The sequence below is a fragment of the Pseudomonas sp. FH4 genome (assembly GCF_000510915.2).
GTDB classification, from domain to species: domain Bacteria; phylum Pseudomonadota; class Gammaproteobacteria; order Pseudomonadales; family Pseudomonadaceae; genus Aquipseudomonas; species Aquipseudomonas brenneri.
Map to the genome: position 1 here is coordinate 114,688 of NZ_AOHN01000035.1, position 16,586 is coordinate 131,273.

Here is a 16,586-nt window from a genome sequence, read left to right on the forward strand (position 1 = left end):
CTTGAAATGACTTCTGCGTTGTCCTCCACCCGGTTGCCTTGCGGCAGCCGGGTTCTTGATTTGGCCCATACTCATGTCATGGGCATTCTCAATGTAACCCCTGACTCCTTTTCCGACGGTGGTCGTTTCAGTCAGCTGGATGTGGCATTGCGCCATGCGGAAGCGATGGTGGCTGCGGGTGCGACCATTATCGATGTCGGTGGTGAGTCAACCCGGCCTGGCGCGCGTGCTGTTTCCCCGTTGGAGGAGATGGAGCGTGTTGCGCCGATTGTTGAGCGAATCCACCGCGAGCTGGATGTAATCATTTCAGTAGATACTTCGACGCCCGCCGTCATGCGTGAAACCGCACGGCTCGGGGCGGGGTTGATCAACGACGTCCGCTCACTGCAGCGCGACGGAGCGCTGGATGCAGCTGCTGCCACGGGGCTGCCTGTCTGCCTGATGCATATGCTCGGCGAGCCCGGGACGATGCAGGATGCCCCTCACTACGACAATCTTGTTGATGAAGTGACGGAATTTCTTGCCGAGCGCATTGCCCAATGCGCCGTCGCGGGCATTGCGCCAGAGCGGATCATCCTCGATCCGGGGTTTGGTTTTGCCAAAACCCTGCAGCACAACTTGAGCCTGTTCAAGCATATGGAATCCCTGCACGCCCTTGGTCGCCCCCTGTTGGTTGGGGTGTCGCGCAAGAGCATGATAGGCATGGCCTTGAATCGCCCTGTGGGCGAGCGCCTGCATGGCGGCCTGGCCCTGGCGGCGCTTGCCGTGGTCAAGGGCGCGCGCATTCTGCGGGTGCATGATGTGGCCGAGACAGTTGACGTCGTGCGGATGATCGAAGCGGTAGAATCAGCCGAATAAGAATGATGGAGCACTTATGACTAAAAAATATTTTGGCACCGACGGTATTCGTGGTCGGGTCGGCGAGTTTCCGATCACTCCGGATTTCATGCTCAAGCTGGGCTGGGCGGCCGGGATGGCCTTCCGCAGCATGGGCGCATGCCGCATCCTTGTCGGTAAGGACACGCGGATTTCCGGCTATATGTTCGAATCTGCGCTGGAGGCGGGCCTGTCCGCTGCCGGGGCTGATGTGATGTTGCTGGGGCCGATGCCTACGCCGGCGATCGCTTACCTGACGCGTACCTTTCATGCGCAAGCCGGTATTGTGATCAGCGCTTCGCACAATCCCCATGATGACAACGGCATCAAGTTCTTCTCGGGCCAGGGCACCAAGCTGCCGGACGAGATTGAGCACATGATTGAAGAGTTGCTGGATGCGCCGATGACCGTCGTCGAGTCGAGCAAGCTGGGCAAGGTTTCGCGGATCAACGACGCTTCGGGTCGTTATATCGAGTTTTGTAAAAGCAGCGTGCCCACCAGCACCAATTTTGCCGGGCTCAAGATTGTCATCGATTGTGCTCACGGTGCGACCTACAAGGTAGCCCCTAGCGTATTCAAGGAGTTGGGCGCCGAGGTCACCGTGTTGTCGGCCCAGCCTAACGGTCTGAATATCAACGATAACTGTGGCTCGACCCATATGGGCCAATTGCAGGCTGCGGTCTTGGCTGAGCACGCGGACCTGGGGATTGCCTTTGATGGCGATGGCGACCGCGTATTGATGGTCGACCATACAGGCGCCATCGTTGATGGTGACGACCTGCTGTTCATCATTGCCCGTGACCTGCAGGAGCGCAACAAGCTGCAAGGTGGCGTGGTCGGTACCCTGATGAGCAATCTGGGGCTGGAGTTGGCCCTGGCCGACCTGGGGATTCCGTTCGTGCGGGCCAATGTTGGCGACCGCTACGTGATCGCCGAGTTGCTGGAGCGTAACTGGGTGATAGGTGGCGAGAATTCGGGGCATGTTGTGTGCTTCCAGCACACCACTACCGGCGATGCGATCATTGCCGCGTTGCAAGTGCTATTGGCCTTGCGTCGCCGTGAAGAAAGCCTGGCCCAGGCGCGCCAGGCTCTGCGCAAGTGCCCTCAGGTGCTGCTCAATGTGCGTTTCTCGGGGGGCGAAAACCCTATCGAGCACCCGGCGATCAAAGAAGCCTGTGAGCGCGTTACCGTCGCCATGGCTGGCCGTGGCCGGGTCCTGTTGCGCAAGTCGGGAACCGAGCCTTTGGTGCGTGTCATGGTCGAAGGCGATGACGAAACACAGGTTCGCGGCTATGCCGAAGAGCTGGCAAAACTGGTAACTGAAGTTTGCACCTGAATTCGGCTTGCCAGTGTTGATGCGGTTGGGTAACATCTGCGCCCACTTTGACCGACGAGGTACAGCATGCGTCGCACTATGGTAGCTGGTAACTGGAAGATGCACGGTACCCGCGCCAGTGTCGCTGAGCTGGTCAATGGCCTTCGTCACTTGGCCCTGCCGAGCGGTGTCGATATCGCGGTATTCCCGCCTTGCTTGCATATCAACCAAGTGGTTGATGGCTTGAAAGGCAAGTCGATCCAGGTCGGCGGGCAGAATTGCGCGGTAGAAGCCATGCAGGGTGCGTTGACCGGTGAGATTGCATCGAGTCAGCTGGTTGATGCAGGTTGTTCCTATGTGCTCGTTGGGCACTCCGAGCGCCGTCAGATGATGGGCGAACGTGATGGGACACTCAACCGCAAGTTCGCAGCGGCACAGGCTTGTGGCCTGATTCCCGTGTTGTGCATAGGGGAGACCCTTGAGCAGCGTGAATCCGGCAAGACTCTTGAAGTTGTCTCGCGTCAGCTGGGCAGCATCATCGAGGAGCTGGGTGTTGGTGCATTTGCAAAGGCAGTAATTGCTTACGAGCCGGTCTGGGCCATTGGTACCGGGCTGACTGCTACACCGCAACAGGCGCAGGATGTGCACGCAGCCATCCGCGCGCAGTTGGCGGCAGAGAATTCTGAGGTCGCACAAGGTGTGCGGCTTCTATACGGCGGCAGCGTGAAGGCGGCCAATGCGGTCGAACTGTTCGGCATGCCGGATATCGATGGGGGGCTCATTGGTGGAGCTTCCCTGAATGCAGATGAGTTCGGTGCGATTTGTCGCGCCGCGGGAAACTGAGAAAATGCTGGAAACAGTCGTAGTCGTTTTTCATTTGTTGGGTGCGCTGGGCGTTGTTGCTCTGGTATTGCTGCAACAGGGCAAGGGTGCGGACGCTGGTGCGTCTTTCGGGGCAGGTGCTTCAAATACTGTGTTCGGAAGCCAAGGTTCCTCTACCTTTCTTAGTAAGTTTACTGCTATACTTGCCGCAGGTTTCTTCATAACCAGCTTGGGGTTAGGTTACTTTGCTAAAGAGAAAGCTCAAGTGCTGACTCAGGCAGGTTTGCCAAATCCAGCAGTGTTGGAAGTTCCAAAAGCAAAACCGGCTTCTGATGATGTCCCGGTGCTTCAAGAGCAAAAGTCGGCTACTCCAGCGACTGACGTACCTCCAGCTCAAGAGCAAAAGTAAGAAGGGTTGTAAGCGCTGTATTGCCGAGGTGGTGGAATTGGTAGACACGCAACCTTGAGGTGGTTGTGCCCATAGGGTGTAGGGGTTCGAGTCCCCTTCTCGGTACCAATTATCAGGAGAGCCCGCAATTGCGGGCTTTCTTGTAGGTGGAAGGTTACATTGACCCTGTAAGGGATCGGTCGTATACTTCCGCCCCAGCTTTGTCGCGGGGTGGAGCAGTCTGGTAGCTCGTCGGGCTCATAACCCGAAGGTCGTCGGTTCAAATCCGGCCCCCGCAACCAGTTTTAGCGGAGCCCCTTTTAAGGGGCTTTTTGTTAGCTGGACACTTTCAACGCCGCTGTTCGACGGCGTTTCAAGGATGGGCGTTTCGCCCATTTTTTTATTTTGCACAGCATGCACATACATGCACGAGGGGGTTCAGGTGTCGAGCAAGCTAGAAGAGTTGCAGGCCTTGCTGGCCCCGGTGGTCGTGGCCCTAGGCTATGAATGCTGGGGTATTGAGTTTTCGGCTCAAGGTCGCCACTCAATGTTGCGCGTTTATATCGATAAAGAGGGCGGTGTGCTGGTGGACGATTGTGCCATTGTCAGCCGTCAGATCAGCGGTGTCCTGGATGTTGAAGATCCGATTGCCGTTGAATACACCCTCGAAGTTTCCTCGCCAGGCATGGAACGCCCACTGTTCACTATTGAGCAGTTTGCTAAATATGTCGGTGAACAAGTGAAGATCAAGCTGCGATCTCCCTTTGAAGGGCGACGCAACTTTCAGGGCCTTCTGCGCGGTGTAGAAGAACAGGATGTAGTGGTGCAGGTAGAAGACCACGAGTTCCTGTTGCCGATCGATATGATCGACAAGGCCAACATTATTCCCAGTTTTGACTGAGACGTGCCAGAAACTGCGGATCCCGCGGATCCAATGGCTTGCGAAAGGCGAGGCGTACGATGAGCAAAGAAGTACTGCTGGTTGTTGAGTCGGTATCCAATGAAAAGGGCGTACCGGCAAACGTGATTTTTGAAGCGCTGGAGCTGGCCCTGGCCACTGCTACCAAAAAGCGTTTTGAAGACGAAGTTGATCTGCGTGTGGAAATCAATCGCCACACCGGAGCCTATGAGACTTTCCGTCGCTGGACGGTCGTCGAAGAAGCCGATCTTGATGATCCGGCCATCGAAACCTGGCCAAGCAAGGTTGCGCTGACGCATCCTGGTGCCCAGGTTGGTGACGTCGTCGAGGAAAAGATCGAGTCCATCGAGTTCGGTCGTATCGCTGCACAGACTGCCAAGCAAGTCATCGTGCAAAAGGTCCGCGAAGCCGAGCGTGCTCAAGTCGTTGACGCCTATCGCGAGCGCCTGGGGGAAATCATCTCCGGCACCGTGAAGAAAGTGACCCGCGACAACGTGATCGTCGACCTGGGTAACAACGCTGAAGCGTTGCTGGCCCGTGAAGACATCATTTCCCGCGAAACCTTCCGTGTTGGCGTGCGTTTGCGTGCGCTGCTCAAGGAAATCCGCACCGAGAACCGTGGCCCTCAACTGATCCTGTCGCGTACCGCGCCGGAAATGTTGATCGAGCTGTTCCGTATCGAAGTGCCGGAAATTGCCGAAGGCCTGATCGAAGTCATGGCTGCGTCCCGCGACCCGGGTTCGCGCGCCAAGATCGCGGTCCGTTCCAAGGACAAACGCATCGACCCGCAGGGCGCTTGCATTGGTATGCGCGGTTCGCGTGTCCAGGCAGTGTCGGGCGAATTGGGCGGTGAGCGTGTGGATATCGTGCTGTGGGACGATAACCCGGCGCAGTTCGTGATCAACGCCATGTCCCCGGCTGAAGTCGCGGCAATTATTGTTGACGAAGATGCCCATGCAATGGACATCGCCGTTGGCGCAGACAATCTGGCCCAGGCCATCGGTCGCGGTGGTCAGAACGTACGTTTGGCCAGCCAGTTGACTGGCTGGACCCTGAACGTCATGACCGAATCGGACATCCAGGCTAAGCAGCAAGCAGAAACCGGCGACATCCTGCGCAACTTCATCGACGAGCTGGAAGTCGACGAAGACCTGGCACAGGTGCTGGTAGATGAAGGCTTTACCAGCCTGGAAGAGATTGCCTACGTACCGGTGGAGGAAATGCTCAACATCGACGGCTTTGACGAAGACACCGTCAACGAGCTTCGCGCTCGGGCCAAGGATCGCTTGTTGACTAAAGCCATCGCTACTGAGGAAAAGCTGGCAGACGCCCATCCGGCCGAAGACCTGCTCTCGCTTGAGGGTATGGACAAGGATTTGGCGATGGAACTGGCGGTGCGCGGCGTAATTACCCGCGAAGACCTGGCCGAGCAGTCTATTGACGACCTGCTCGACATCGACGGCATTGACGATGATCGTGCCGGCAAGTTGATCATGGCCGCCCGAGCCCATTGGTTCGAGTAATTAGGCGCGGCCTGAGGAGAGAAGTGCATGACGCAAGTCACGGTGAAACAACTGGCCGATGAGGTCAAAACACCGGTAGAGCGCCTGTTGCAGCAGATGCGTGAGGCAGGTCTGCCGCACACCGCCGCCGAGGAACATGTGAGCGACAGTGAGAAGCAATCGTTGCTGACTCACTTGAAAAGCAGCCACAAGGCGAAAGTGGAAGAACCGCGCAAGATTACATTGCAGCGCAAAACAACCAGCACCCTGCGGGTGGCTGGTAGCAAGAGCATCAGCGTTGAAGTGCGTAAGAAGAAAGTCTTCGTACAGCGCAGCCCGGAAGAAATCGAAGCCGAGCGCAAACGCGAGATGGACGAACGTCGCGCAGTAGAAAATGCTGCACGCCAGAAGGCTGAAGAAGAAGCCAAGCGTCGCGCCGAAGAAGAAGCGCGTAGCCAGCCTGCTGCTGCGCAATCCGCTACTGACGCAGTCGCTGCACCTAGCGCGCCTGTTGAAGCTGTGCGTGAGGCCGCTCCGGTTGCCGCTGCTCCAGCACCTGCTGCTGACGCTCGCAAGCGCGACGAACCTCGTCGTCCGGACAAACCACGTGCCGACGATAACAATCGTCGCAGTGGTGGTGGCGATGGCGAGCGTAAAAACGCTCCGCATCGTGCCTCGGTCAAAGAGAAAGCGCCTGCTCCACGCGTTGCGCCACGCACTACCGACGAAGAAAGCGATGGCTTCCGTCGTGGTGGTCGCGGCAAGGCCAAGCTGAAGAAACGCAACGCCCACGGTTTCCAGAGCCCAACCGGCCCTGTCGTGCGTGATGTGCAGATCGGCGAGACCATCACGGTTGGCGATCTGGCCAATCAGATGTCGGTCAAGGCTGCTGAAATCATCAAGTTCATGTTCAAACTGGGTACTCCAGCGACCATCAACCAGGTGCTTGATCAGGAAACTGCTCAACTGGTAGCCGAAGAACTGGGCCACAAAGTGACCCTGGTCAGCGACACCGCCCTGGAAGACTCCCTGGCCGAGTCCCTGAAGTTTGAAGGCGAGACTTTCTCCCGTGCACCAGTCGTGACCGTAATGGGCCACGTTGACCACGGTAAGACCTCGCTGCTCGACTACATCCGTCGTGCCAAGGTAGCTGCCGGCGAAGCCGGTGGTATCACCCAGCACATCGGTGCATACCACGTTGAAACCGAGCGCGGCATGGTCACCTTCCTTGACACCCCAGGTCACGCCGCGTTTACCGCAATGCGTGCCCGTGGTGCCAAGGCGACCGACATCGTGATCCTGGTAGTTGCAGCGGACGACGGCGTAATGCCGCAGACCATTGAAGCTGTCCAGCACGCCAAGGCCGCTGGTGTTCCACTGGTTGTTGCCGTGAACAAAATCGACAAGCCGGGCGCTGATCTTGATCGCATCCGTAGCGAACTGTCGGTTCACGGTGTGACTTCCGAAGAGTGGGGCGGTGATACGCCGTTCGTTTCGGTTTCGGCGAAGGTCGGTACTGGCGTAGACGAACTGCTCGAAGCGGTTCTGCTGCAAGCCGAAGTCCTGGAACTCAAAGCAACGCCATCGGCTCCGGGTCGTGGTGTTGTGGTTGAATCGCGTCTCGACAAAGGTCGTGGCCCGGTTGCTACCGTTCTGGTTCAAGACGGTACCCTGCGCCAAGGCGACATGGTGCTGGTCGGTTCGAACTATGGCCGTGTACGTGCCATGCTCGACGAGAACGGCAAGCCAATCAAGGAAGCGGGTCCATCCATCCCTGTCGAGATCCTCGGCCTGGACGGTACCCCGGACGCTGGCGACGAGATGAGCGTGCTGTCGGACGAGAAGAAAGCCCGTGAAGTGGCTCTGTTCCGTCAAGGCAAGTTCCGCGAAGTCAAACTGGCTCGCGCTCACGCCGGCAAGCTGGAAAACATCTTCGAGAACATGGGCCAGGCAGAGAAGAAGACGCTTAACATCGTCCTCAAATCTGACGTCCGTGGTTCCCTCGAAGCGTTGAACGGCGCCTTGAACGGCCTGGGTAACGACGAAGTGCAAGTGCGTGTTGTCGGTGGCGGTGTCGGTGGTATCACCGAGTCCGACGCCAACCTGGCACTGGCTTCCAACGCTGTACTGTTCGGCTTCAACGTGCGTGCCGATGCTGGCGCACGCAAGATCGTCGAGCAGGAAGGCCTGGACATGCGTTACTACAACGTCATCTACGACATCATCGAAGACGTCAAGAAGGCCCTCACCGGCATGCTTGGCAGCGACGTCCGGGAGAACATCCTGGGTGTGGCCGAGGTGCGTGACGTGTTCCGTTCGCCGAAGTTCGGCGCGATCGCCGGTTGCATGGTTATCGAAGGTACTGTGCACCGTAACCGTCCAATCCGTGTACTGCGTGAAGACATCGTTATCTTCGAAGGCGAGCTGGAATCCCTGCGCCGCTTCAAGGATGACGCTTCCGAAGTACGTGCTGGCATGGAATGCGGTATCGGCGTCAAGAGCTACAACGACGTCAAGCCTGGCGACAAGATCGAAGTCTACGAGAAGGTCCAGGTTGCTCGCAGCCTCTAACTCGCGCACTTCAGGAGCCACGCCGCGTGTGGGCATGCAAATGCCCCGCGCAGTGTCCGGACTCTAAACGCAACGCCCGGTCTGGCTTTTGTCAGGCCGGGCGTTTGCCGCTTTCAGACCCCACGGGTTTCACCGTGTGGCAGTAACAGGTAACAAGACATGGCAAAAGAATACAGCCGTACCCAACGTATCGGCGATCAGATGCAGCGCGAGCTGGCCCAACTGATCCGTCGCGAAGTCAAAGACCCGCGCGTTGGCCTGGTCACCATCACCGCTGTTGAAGTGAGCCGTGATGTCGGTCACGCGAAGATCTTCATCACCGTGATGGGCCAGGACAACAGCGAAGAGATCGCGCAAAGCATCAAGGTGCTCAACTCCGCCGCAGGCTTTTTGCGGATGCAGTTGGCCCGTGAGATGAAGCTGCGCAGCGTGCCCCAGTTGCACTTCCACTACGACGAAAGCGTCGTGCGTGGTGCGCACCTGTCGGCCCTGATCGAGCGCGCCGTGGCTGAAGACAATCAGCATCCGTCCACACCTGAAGACGCCAAGGAGTAAGCGGTGGCTCAGGTCAAACGTATCCGTCGTAATGTCAGCGGCATCATCCTGCTCGACAAGCCCATTGGTTTTACCTCCAATGCCGCGTTGCAGAAGGTCCGCTGGCTGCTCAATGCCGAGAAGGCCGGGCACACGGGCAGCCTCGATCCCCTGGCCACTGGCGTATTGCCATTGTGCTTTGGCGAGGCCACCAAGTTCTCCCAATACCTGCTCGACTCGGACAAGGGTTACGAAACCCTGATGCAACTGGGCAAGACCACCACCACGGCAGATGCCGAAGGTGATGTTTTGCAGGTTCGCGACGTGACCGTTGGTCGTGCAGATATTGAGGCTGCCTTACCTGCTTTTCGTGGGCAAATCAGTCAGATACCGCCGATGTACTCGGCTCTCAAGCGTGACGGGCAGCCTCTTTACAAGCTGGCACGTGCGGGCGAAGTAGTGGAGCGCGAACCGCGTTCTGTTACTATTGCGCGCTTGGAATTGCTCGCCTGCGAAGGCGACACCGCACGTTTGGCCGTGGATTGCAGCAAAGGCACCTATATCCGTACCCTGGTGGAAGATATTGGTGAACAGCTCGGTTGCGGCGCGTACGTTGCTGAGTTGCGACGCACCCAGGCTGGCCCTTTCACCCTGGCCCAGACGGTCACGCTGGAAGAGTTGGAGGCCGTGCATGCCGAGGGCGGCAACGAAGCAGTTGATCGCTTCCTGATGCCATCGGACAGCGGTTTGCTGGATTGGCCATTGCTGCACTTCTCGGAGCACAGCGCGTTCTACTGGCTTAACGGCCAGCCGGTACGCGCACCGGATGCCCCGAAATTCGGTATGGTGCGGGTACAAGATCACAACGGTCGCTTTATCGGTATCGGTGAAGTGAGCGAAGACGGGCGCATCGCGCCGCGTCGACTGATTCGGTCAGAATGACCGGACGAGTGTGGCTGTTAACAGGCACGGTCAACACTCATTTTTAGATACAGGGATTTGTCCCTGGCCTGTTGAAACTGCCCTTTGGGTGGTTTCCTGAAAAAAGGATTGCCTCATGGCTCTCGACGTTCAAGAAAAAGCACAAATCGTAGCTGACTATCAGCAAGCTGTTGGTGACACTGGTTCGCCAGAAGTGCAAGTTGCACTGCTGACCCACAACATCAACAAGCTGCAAGGTCACTTCAAGGCCAACGGTAAAGATCACCACTCCCGTCGTGGTCTGATCCGCATGGTAAACCAGCGTCGTAAGCTGCTGGACTACCTGAAAGGCAAGGATCTGGGTCGTTATCAGACTCTGATCGGTCGCCTGGGTCTGCGTCGCTAATCAGCGATTGCGCTAGAGGTTGGTTGTCTGTCGTGTGTCAGTGGGATTCCCGCTGGCCCATGGCAGGCTCCCAGCCTCAAGTTTTATCTGGATACACGTTTTACCCCTGGACAAGGGTTGGGCCGATTCCCGACATTGCCCAAGAATTTCGCAAGAAGACCAGTTCCCCAAGAGCCACAAAGAAGGTAGGACACCGTGAACCCGGTAATCAAAAAATTCCAGTTCGGTCAGTCGACCGTTACCCTTGAGACAGGCCGTATCGCCCGTCAGGCCTCCGGCGCAGTGCTGGTCACCGTTGATGATGACGTCAGCGTATTGGTGACCGTCGTTGGTGCCAAGCAAGCCGATCCAGGCAAGGGCTTCTTCCCTCTGTCTGTTCACTACCAGGAAAAGACTTACGCTGCCGGTAAGATCCCTGGCGGTTTCTTCAAGCGCGAAGGCCGTCCCTCCGAGAAAGAAACCCTGACTTCCCGACTGATCGACCGTCCGATCCGTCCGCTGTTCCCAGAAGGCTTCATGAACGAAGTGCAGGTTGTCTGCACCGTCGTCTCCACCAGCAAGAAGACCGATCCGGACATCGCTGCGATGATCGGCACCTCGGCTGCCCTGGCCATCTCCGGTATTCCTTTCGATGGTCCGATCGGCGCTGCCCGTGTTGCGTTCCACGAAAGCACCGGCTACCTGCTGAACCCGACTTACGAACAACAGAAAGCTTCGAGCCTGGACATGGTCGTTGCCGGTACTTCGGAAGCCGTGTTGATGGTTGAATCGGAAGCCAAAGAGCTGACCGAAGACCAAATGCTGGGCGCCGTACTGTTTGCTCACGACGAGTTCCAGGTTGTGATCAACGCAGTTAAAGAACTGGCCGCTGAAGCTGCCAAGCCAACCTGGACCTGGGCTCCTCAGCCAGAAGCCACCGAACTGCTGGGCGCTATCCGCTCCGAGTTCGGCGCTGCGATCTCCGAAGCCTACACCATCACCATCAAGGCCGACCGTTACGCTCGCCTGGGTGAGCTGAAGGATCAGGTTGTTGCCAAGCTGTCCGGTGAAGAAGGCCAGCCTTCTTCCAGCGAAGTCAAAGCTGCTTTCGGCGAGATCGAATACCGCACCGTTCGCGAAAACATCGTCAACGGCAAGCCACGTATCGACGGTCGCGACACCCGCACCGTACGTCCGCTGAACATCGAAGTCGGCGTTCTGCCAAAAACCCACGGTTCGGCACTGTTCACCCGTGGCGAGACCCAGGCCCTGGTTGTTGCAACACTGGGTACTGCCCGTGACGCACAGCTGCTGGACACCCTGGAAGGCGAGAAAAAAGACCCGTTCATGCTGCACTACAACTTCCCTCCGTTCTCGGTAGGTGAGTGTGGTCGCATGGGTGGTGCTGGTCGTCGCGAAATCGGTCACGGCCGTCTGGCCCGTCGTTCGATTTCGGCCATGCTGCCGGCCGCTGATGTGTTCCCGTACACTATCCGTGTTGTGTCGGAAATCACCGAGTCCAACGGTTCCAGCTCCATGGCTTCCGTTTGCGGTGCTTCCCTGGCTCTGATGGACGCTGGTGTGCCGATGAAGGCGCCGGTTGCCGGTATCGCCATGGGCCTGGTTAAGGAAGGCGAGAAGTTCGCCGTCCTGACCGACATCCTGGGTGACGAAGACCACCTGGGCGACATGGACTTCAAGGTAGCCGGTACCGCCAAGGGTGTGACCGCGCTGCAGATGGACATCAAGATCAAGGGCATCACCGAAGAGATCATGGAAATCGCCCTGGGCCAAGCCTTGGAAGCGCGCCTGAACATCCTCGGCCAGATGAACCAGATCATTGGCCAGTCGCGTACCGAGCTGTCGGAAAATGCTCCGACCATGATCGCGATGAAAATCGACACCGACAAAATCCGTGATGTCATCGGTAAAGGTGGCGCGACCATCCGTGCGATCTGTGAAGAAACCAAGGCTTCGATCGATATCGAAGACGACGGTTCGATCAAGATCTTCGGCGAAACCAAGGAAGCTGCTGAAGCTGCACGCCAGCGCGTCCTGGGCATCACCGCTGAGGCTGAAATCGGCAAGATCTACGTCGGTAAGGTTGAGCGCATCGTCGACTTCGGCGCATTCGTCAACATCCTGCCGGGCAAGGATGGCTTGGTTCACATCTCCATGCTGAGCGATGCTCGCGTTGAGAAAGTGACCGACATCCTGAAAGAAGGCCAGGAAGTGGAAGTGCTGGTATTGGACGTGGACAACCGCGGCCGTATCAAGCTGTCCATCAAGGACGTAGCGGCAGCCAAGGCTTCGGGCGTTTAATTACTCCCCAGGCTTCACGCTGAAAAAGAGGACCCTTCGGGGTCCTTTTTTTATAGCCGTGGGAAAGTGAAGGTAAATCAGCCGTTTAGCCCAGGGCAAAAGCCGCAACTTGCATGCAGGCACGATACCCTTCATGCAAGTTGCACGATTCCGAAAATCGACAAATATTTCAACTTGTTGATTTTAAAGGTAATTATTGATCGTGAAGACTTGGCACAGCGCCTGCAATAGTACGGGTAACCCTGCAGCATTAACGTTGAAACGCTGCAGACCTTCGAAAAAACAGGAGTTACTCGTATGAAGAAGTTCGCTATCGCTGCTGCAACTGCCACCGCTCTGACCCTGACCATGGCTAACGTTGCGTTCGCCCAGACTTCCCAGGCTCCAATGGTTGTAGCCGCTGGTGAAGTGACCAAGGCCAAAGAAGCGACCTCTGACACCTGGATCACCACTAAAGTCAAAGCTGATCTGGTCACCGAGAAAGGCATTCCTGGCACCGACATCAAAGTCGAAACCAACAAAGGCGTGGTTTCCCTGTCCTCCACCGTTGCTGTGACTGACGCACAGAAGGAAATGGCAGTAGCTATCACCAAGAAAATCAAAGGCGTTAAAGCTGTATCGGCCGACGGCCTGAAAGCAGAGTAACGCTTAACAATTCGACTGAACCCAGGCGGCCTAGAGCGAGGCAGATATCCGCTCAATGCACCTTACAGGTTCATGCGACCGACCACAGGGATGTGGTCACTACGGGCCCCGGCACTTGTGTCGGGGCCCGTTTTATTGTGGTTTGGAATACATATTTGCGGATGATGGAGCTCAAATGTGGGAGGCTGGCTTGCCTTAATGCCAGTCAGTTAAGGCTTTTTTGTAGGAGCGAGCAAGCTCGCTCCTACAGGAGGCGATGACCGCTTAACTGACTGGCATTAGATCAGTAGCCAGTAGGCTGGCTGACCCACCGCTATCGCAGGCAGGCCAGCTCCCACACTTCAGACTTCTGGTGCCGGGTAATTACTCGGCATCCAGGTGCATTGGCGTAACAACCCGGCCATCTTTCTCGGCTTGCCCGAGGTTGGCATCAATGAAGTACACCCGATCATCGTCCAACTGGCCCTTGTCCACCAGATAGTCCTTGATGGCGCTGGCACGATCCTGCCCCAGTTGGCGCAGCAGCACGTCACTGGCGCTCCAGAACTTGATCACGCCCTCGCGCAGCTTCGCCGTGCGCTCATCGCCGCCCAGGTCTTTCCACTCGGCCGGAGGCTGTTGCTTCAAGCGTGTGCGGTAGATGCCTTCCAGCAATGGGGCTTTTTCCTTCTCCGGTACGACAAGCAAGGATGCCTGGGCCGGGACTTTATCGCCCCGGCGCTGGAGGATCTTGTAGTAGTTGTATTGGTATTCGCGCTCAAGCCGCTCGCCGGCCAGGAACGGACCGTCGCTGCTCGCCGCCGCAGTGCCTTCGATCTCCAGGCGCAGGGCCGGGCGCTCCTTGAGGGCCTTGGAGAGGCTGTTGAGGGCCGACTCGGCGTCCTTGCTCAACGCACTGGAGCCTGCGGCGAACGACACGTTGCCAAGGTCTTCCGAGCCACCACCGGTGACCAGCCCGCCAATAAACTTGAACGGCGCCGTCGCCGCGCGCACCACCAGGTTGCGCAGGGTTTGCCAGACAATCGGCATCACGCTGAATTGCGGGTTGTTCAAGTCGCCGGTCACCGGCAACTCGATGGAGATCTTGCCGTCGGTGTCCTTGAGCAGGGCAATCGCCAGACGAATCGGCAGGTCCACCGCGTCCGCACTGTCGACTTTTTCGCCCAGTTGCAGTTGCTCCACCACCACCTTGTTCTCGGCCTTCAATTGGCCCTTGGTGATGATGTAGTGCAGGTCAAGGTTGAGCCGGCCCTTGCGGATCCGGAACCCGGCAAACTTGCCCGAATACGGGGTCAGGGTTGTCAGTTCGACACGTTTGAAGCTGGTGGCGATGTCCAGTGCTGCCATCGGGTCAAACGGGTTTACGCTGCCCTTGATGGTCACAGGTGCGTAGCGGTCGACCTTGCCCTTGATATCGACGCTGGCCGGCTTGGCCTGGCGGCTGTCAATGGTGCCGATCTGGCCGTTGAGTTGCTGGATCGCGGTGGCGAAGTTTGGCGTCAGGCTGAAGTCGGCGAAGTTGGCCGAGCCATCATTGATCGCGATCTGGCCGATCCGGATGCCCAGGGGCTTTTCGTTGCTCGCGCTGGATTTGGTGGTGGACTTGGCACCACTGTCGGCTGGCTGCGGGATCAGCAGGTCATCGACGTTGGTGGTGCGATCATCGTTGATCATGAAGCGGACATAGGGTTGCAGCAGGTTGATCTTGTCGATCGACAGGCTGTTGCCATGCTGATAGTTCAAGCCTTCGACCACCAGGCGCTGCCACTTGAGGAAGTCACGGGTCTTAAGGGTGTCCAGGGTGTGCAACTGGTCCACTTGCGCACGGCCGGTGATCTGCAGCGCGAGGGGCTCGGTACTCTTGAGGTTCACATCCAGGTTGCTGCCCAGCATGCCGCTACGCAGCTCCAGGCGGATAAACGGGCTGATATAGGACTGGGCAACCCGCAGGTCGATATCCTTGGTGTCGACTTTCAACTTAGCGCTGACCGGGTTCAGGTTGACCTGGCCGCTCGCCTGGATCTTGCCCTGTTTGCCCAGGCCGGTGTCGATCTTGAGTGTGAAGGGGCTTTGGTTGAGGCTGTCGAAGTCTTGGACATCGACATTCAGCGGGCCCAGTTCCAGCGCTACCGCAGGTTTTACCTGGCGATCAGCCAGATGCACCTGATAGTTGCGCAGTTGCACATCCTTGAGTAGCACTTGCCAAGGCTTGCTTGGCGCTACCGCCTCGGGTTTTGGCGAGTCGGCGGTGGCTGGGGCCGTTGCCGGCTCAGGGGCTGCGGCCGGCTTGCTCGGCTGGCTGGCGAACAGTTTCTGCCAGTCCAACTGGCCATCGGCTTCGCGGGCAGCCCAGGTTTCGAGCTTGTTACTGCGGATCTTACCGACGATCACTTGCTGCTTGGCCAGGTCGATCGAGGTTTCGCTGACATCCAGGCGCTCCAGACGCGCCAGTGGCCGGCCATCCGGGGCCTTGATCGCGAAGGGCGCGATGCTCGCGGAGACGTTGGTCAGGTTCAGTTCGGTTTCTTTGGCCAGGTTGAGCTTGTAGTCGGTGCTGAAATTGAGCACGCCATCTTCCAGGACCAGTGGCACAGCGTCGCGCACATACGGCCACCAGACTTTCATCTTGCCATCAGTGACTTTGAGCTTACCCTCGGAGGCGATCGGGACCAGGCTGAAATTGCCGGTCCAGTCGATCTGGCCGCCTTCGGGGCCTGCGGCGACCAGGGTCATGTCGGCGTTGTCTTCGGGCAGGGTGCTGAGGTTTTTCAGTTCGAAGTCGAGTTTGTCGTAGAGAAACTCGATAGGCTCGCTTGGGCGTACGTCTTCAAAGTGCACGTAGCCGCCGGCCAGCTTGATGCGCTCGATGCGCAGTGGGAACGGTTTGCTTTCGGGATCATCGGGCGTCGGTTCGCTCGGCGGCACTTTGAACAATTGCGCGAGGTTGAGCGTGCCGGCCTTGTCGAACAGGATTTCGGTCTTCGGCTTGTCCAACTGCACATCGGCCAGGTGCAGGGCACGGGTCCAGAGGCTGTCGATCTGCAGGTTGGCGTAGAGGCGTTCAAAGCCCACCTGCTCCTTGCCGGGCTCACCGATCTTCAGGCCCCAGAGGGTCAGCTCAAGGCTGAACGGGTTGAGCTCGATACGCTCGATGCGGGCTGGCACGGTGGCGTAGTTGGCCAACTGTTGGTTGGCCACGCGAAGGGCGATGCCGGGGAGAATCAGGAAGCCCAGCAAGCTATAGAGTGCAAGGGCGGTCAGCAAGGCGCCTGCGGCGCGAATCAATCCTTTGGGCATGGGTGACGCCATCTATGTGGTTCAGAAGTGCCTTGGAGTATGGCACGGGTTTGCGGTTCCGAAGAACCGCGCCTTTATTACGCCAGCCT

The 16,586-nt window shown here is 57.9% G+C and carries 13 protein-coding genes and 2 tRNA genes; 14 read left to right on the plus strand and 1 reads right to left on the minus strand.

Annotation, left to right across the window (positions count from 1 at the left end; all coding sequences use genetic code 11):
• Positions 1–6: 6 nt before the first annotated feature.
• From folP to H097_RS24030, 14 genes are all read left to right on the plus strand, one after another.
• Entirely contained in the window at positions 7–858 is an 852-nt protein-coding gene (folP, locus tag H097_RS23965) for a dihydropteroate synthase (RefSeq protein ID WP_032862909.1), read from the plus strand.
• 16 nt (positions 859–874) lie between these two features.
• Positions 875–2,212, plus strand: a complete 1,338-nt coding sequence (gene glmM, locus H097_RS23970; protein ID WP_032862911.1) for a phosphoglucosamine mutase — start codon at positions 875–877, stop codon at positions 2,210–2,212.
• Between the two features lie 66 nt (positions 2,213–2,278).
• Positions 2,279–3,034: a triose-phosphate isomerase gene (gene tpiA / locus H097_RS23975; RefSeq protein ID WP_032862913.1), complete on the plus strand. Its 756-nt coding sequence runs from the start codon at positions 2,279–2,281 to the stop codon at positions 3,032–3,034.
• A gap of 4 nt (positions 3,035–3,038) precedes the next feature.
• Positions 3,039–3,422, plus strand: a complete 384-nt coding sequence (gene secG, locus H097_RS23980; RefSeq protein ID WP_032862914.1) for a preprotein translocase subunit SecG — start codon at positions 3,039–3,041, stop codon at positions 3,420–3,422.
• A 22-nt stretch (positions 3,423–3,444) separates the two neighbouring features.
• Positions 3,445–3,530 (plus strand) — tRNA-Leu (locus H097_RS23985).
• Positions 3,531–3,626: 96 nt separating this feature from the next.
• Positions 3,627–3,703, plus strand: a tRNA-Met gene (locus H097_RS23990).
• Between the two features lie 140 nt (positions 3,704–3,843).
• Complete coding sequence (rimP, locus tag H097_RS23995) at positions 3,844–4,302, plus strand: ribosome maturation factor RimP (protein WP_032862957.1); 459 nt, start codon at positions 3,844–3,846, stop codon at positions 4,300–4,302.
• Between the two features lie 59 nt (positions 4,303–4,361).
• Positions 4,362–5,843, plus strand: a complete 1,482-nt coding sequence (nusA, locus tag H097_RS24000) for a transcription termination factor NusA (RefSeq protein ID WP_029298976.1) — start codon at positions 4,362–4,364, stop codon at positions 5,841–5,843.
• Positions 5,844–5,870: 27 nt separating this feature from the next.
• Positions 5,871–8,393 carry a translation initiation factor IF-2 gene (gene infB, locus H097_RS24005; protein ID WP_032862915.1) on the plus strand — a complete coding sequence of 841 codons (2,523 nt, stop codon included), beginning with the start codon at positions 5,871–5,873 and terminating at the stop codon, positions 8,391–8,393.
• 159 nt (positions 8,394–8,552) lie between these two features.
• The gene (rbfA, locus tag H097_RS24010; RefSeq protein ID WP_029298974.1) at positions 8,553–8,948 is read left to right on the plus strand and encodes a 30S ribosome-binding factor RbfA; all 396 of its coding nucleotides are present in this window, start codon (positions 8,553–8,555) and stop codon (positions 8,946–8,948) included.
• Between the two features lie 3 nt (positions 8,949–8,951).
• Positions 8,952–9,869, plus strand: coding sequence for a tRNA pseudouridine(55) synthase TruB (gene truB / locus H097_RS24015; protein WP_003176136.1), 918 nt, complete (start codon positions 8,952–8,954; stop codon positions 9,867–9,869).
• A 115-nt stretch (positions 9,870–9,984) separates the two neighbouring features.
• A complete protein-coding gene (gene rpsO, locus H097_RS24020; protein ID WP_003177875.1) occupies positions 9,985–10,254 on the plus strand; it encodes a 30S ribosomal protein S15 in 270 nt (89 codons plus the stop codon).
• Positions 10,255–10,449: 195 nt separating this feature from the next.
• A complete protein-coding gene (gene pnp / locus H097_RS24025) occupies positions 10,450–12,555 on the plus strand; it encodes a polyribonucleotide nucleotidyltransferase (protein WP_032862917.1) in 2,106 nt (701 codons plus the stop codon).
• Positions 12,556–12,852: 297 nt separating this feature from the next.
• A complete protein-coding gene (locus tag H097_RS24030; protein WP_032862919.1) occupies positions 12,853–13,200 on the plus strand; it encodes a BON domain-containing protein in 348 nt (115 codons plus the stop codon).
• A 363-nt stretch (positions 13,201–13,563) separates the two neighbouring features.
• Here the strand turns inward: H097_RS24030 and H097_RS24035 are convergent, their stop codons facing one another.
• Positions 13,564–16,497, minus strand: coding sequence for a DUF748 domain-containing protein (locus H097_RS24035; RefSeq protein WP_032862920.1), 2,934 nt, complete (start codon positions 16,495–16,497; stop codon positions 13,564–13,566).
• Positions 16,498–16,586 lie beyond the last annotated feature (89 nt).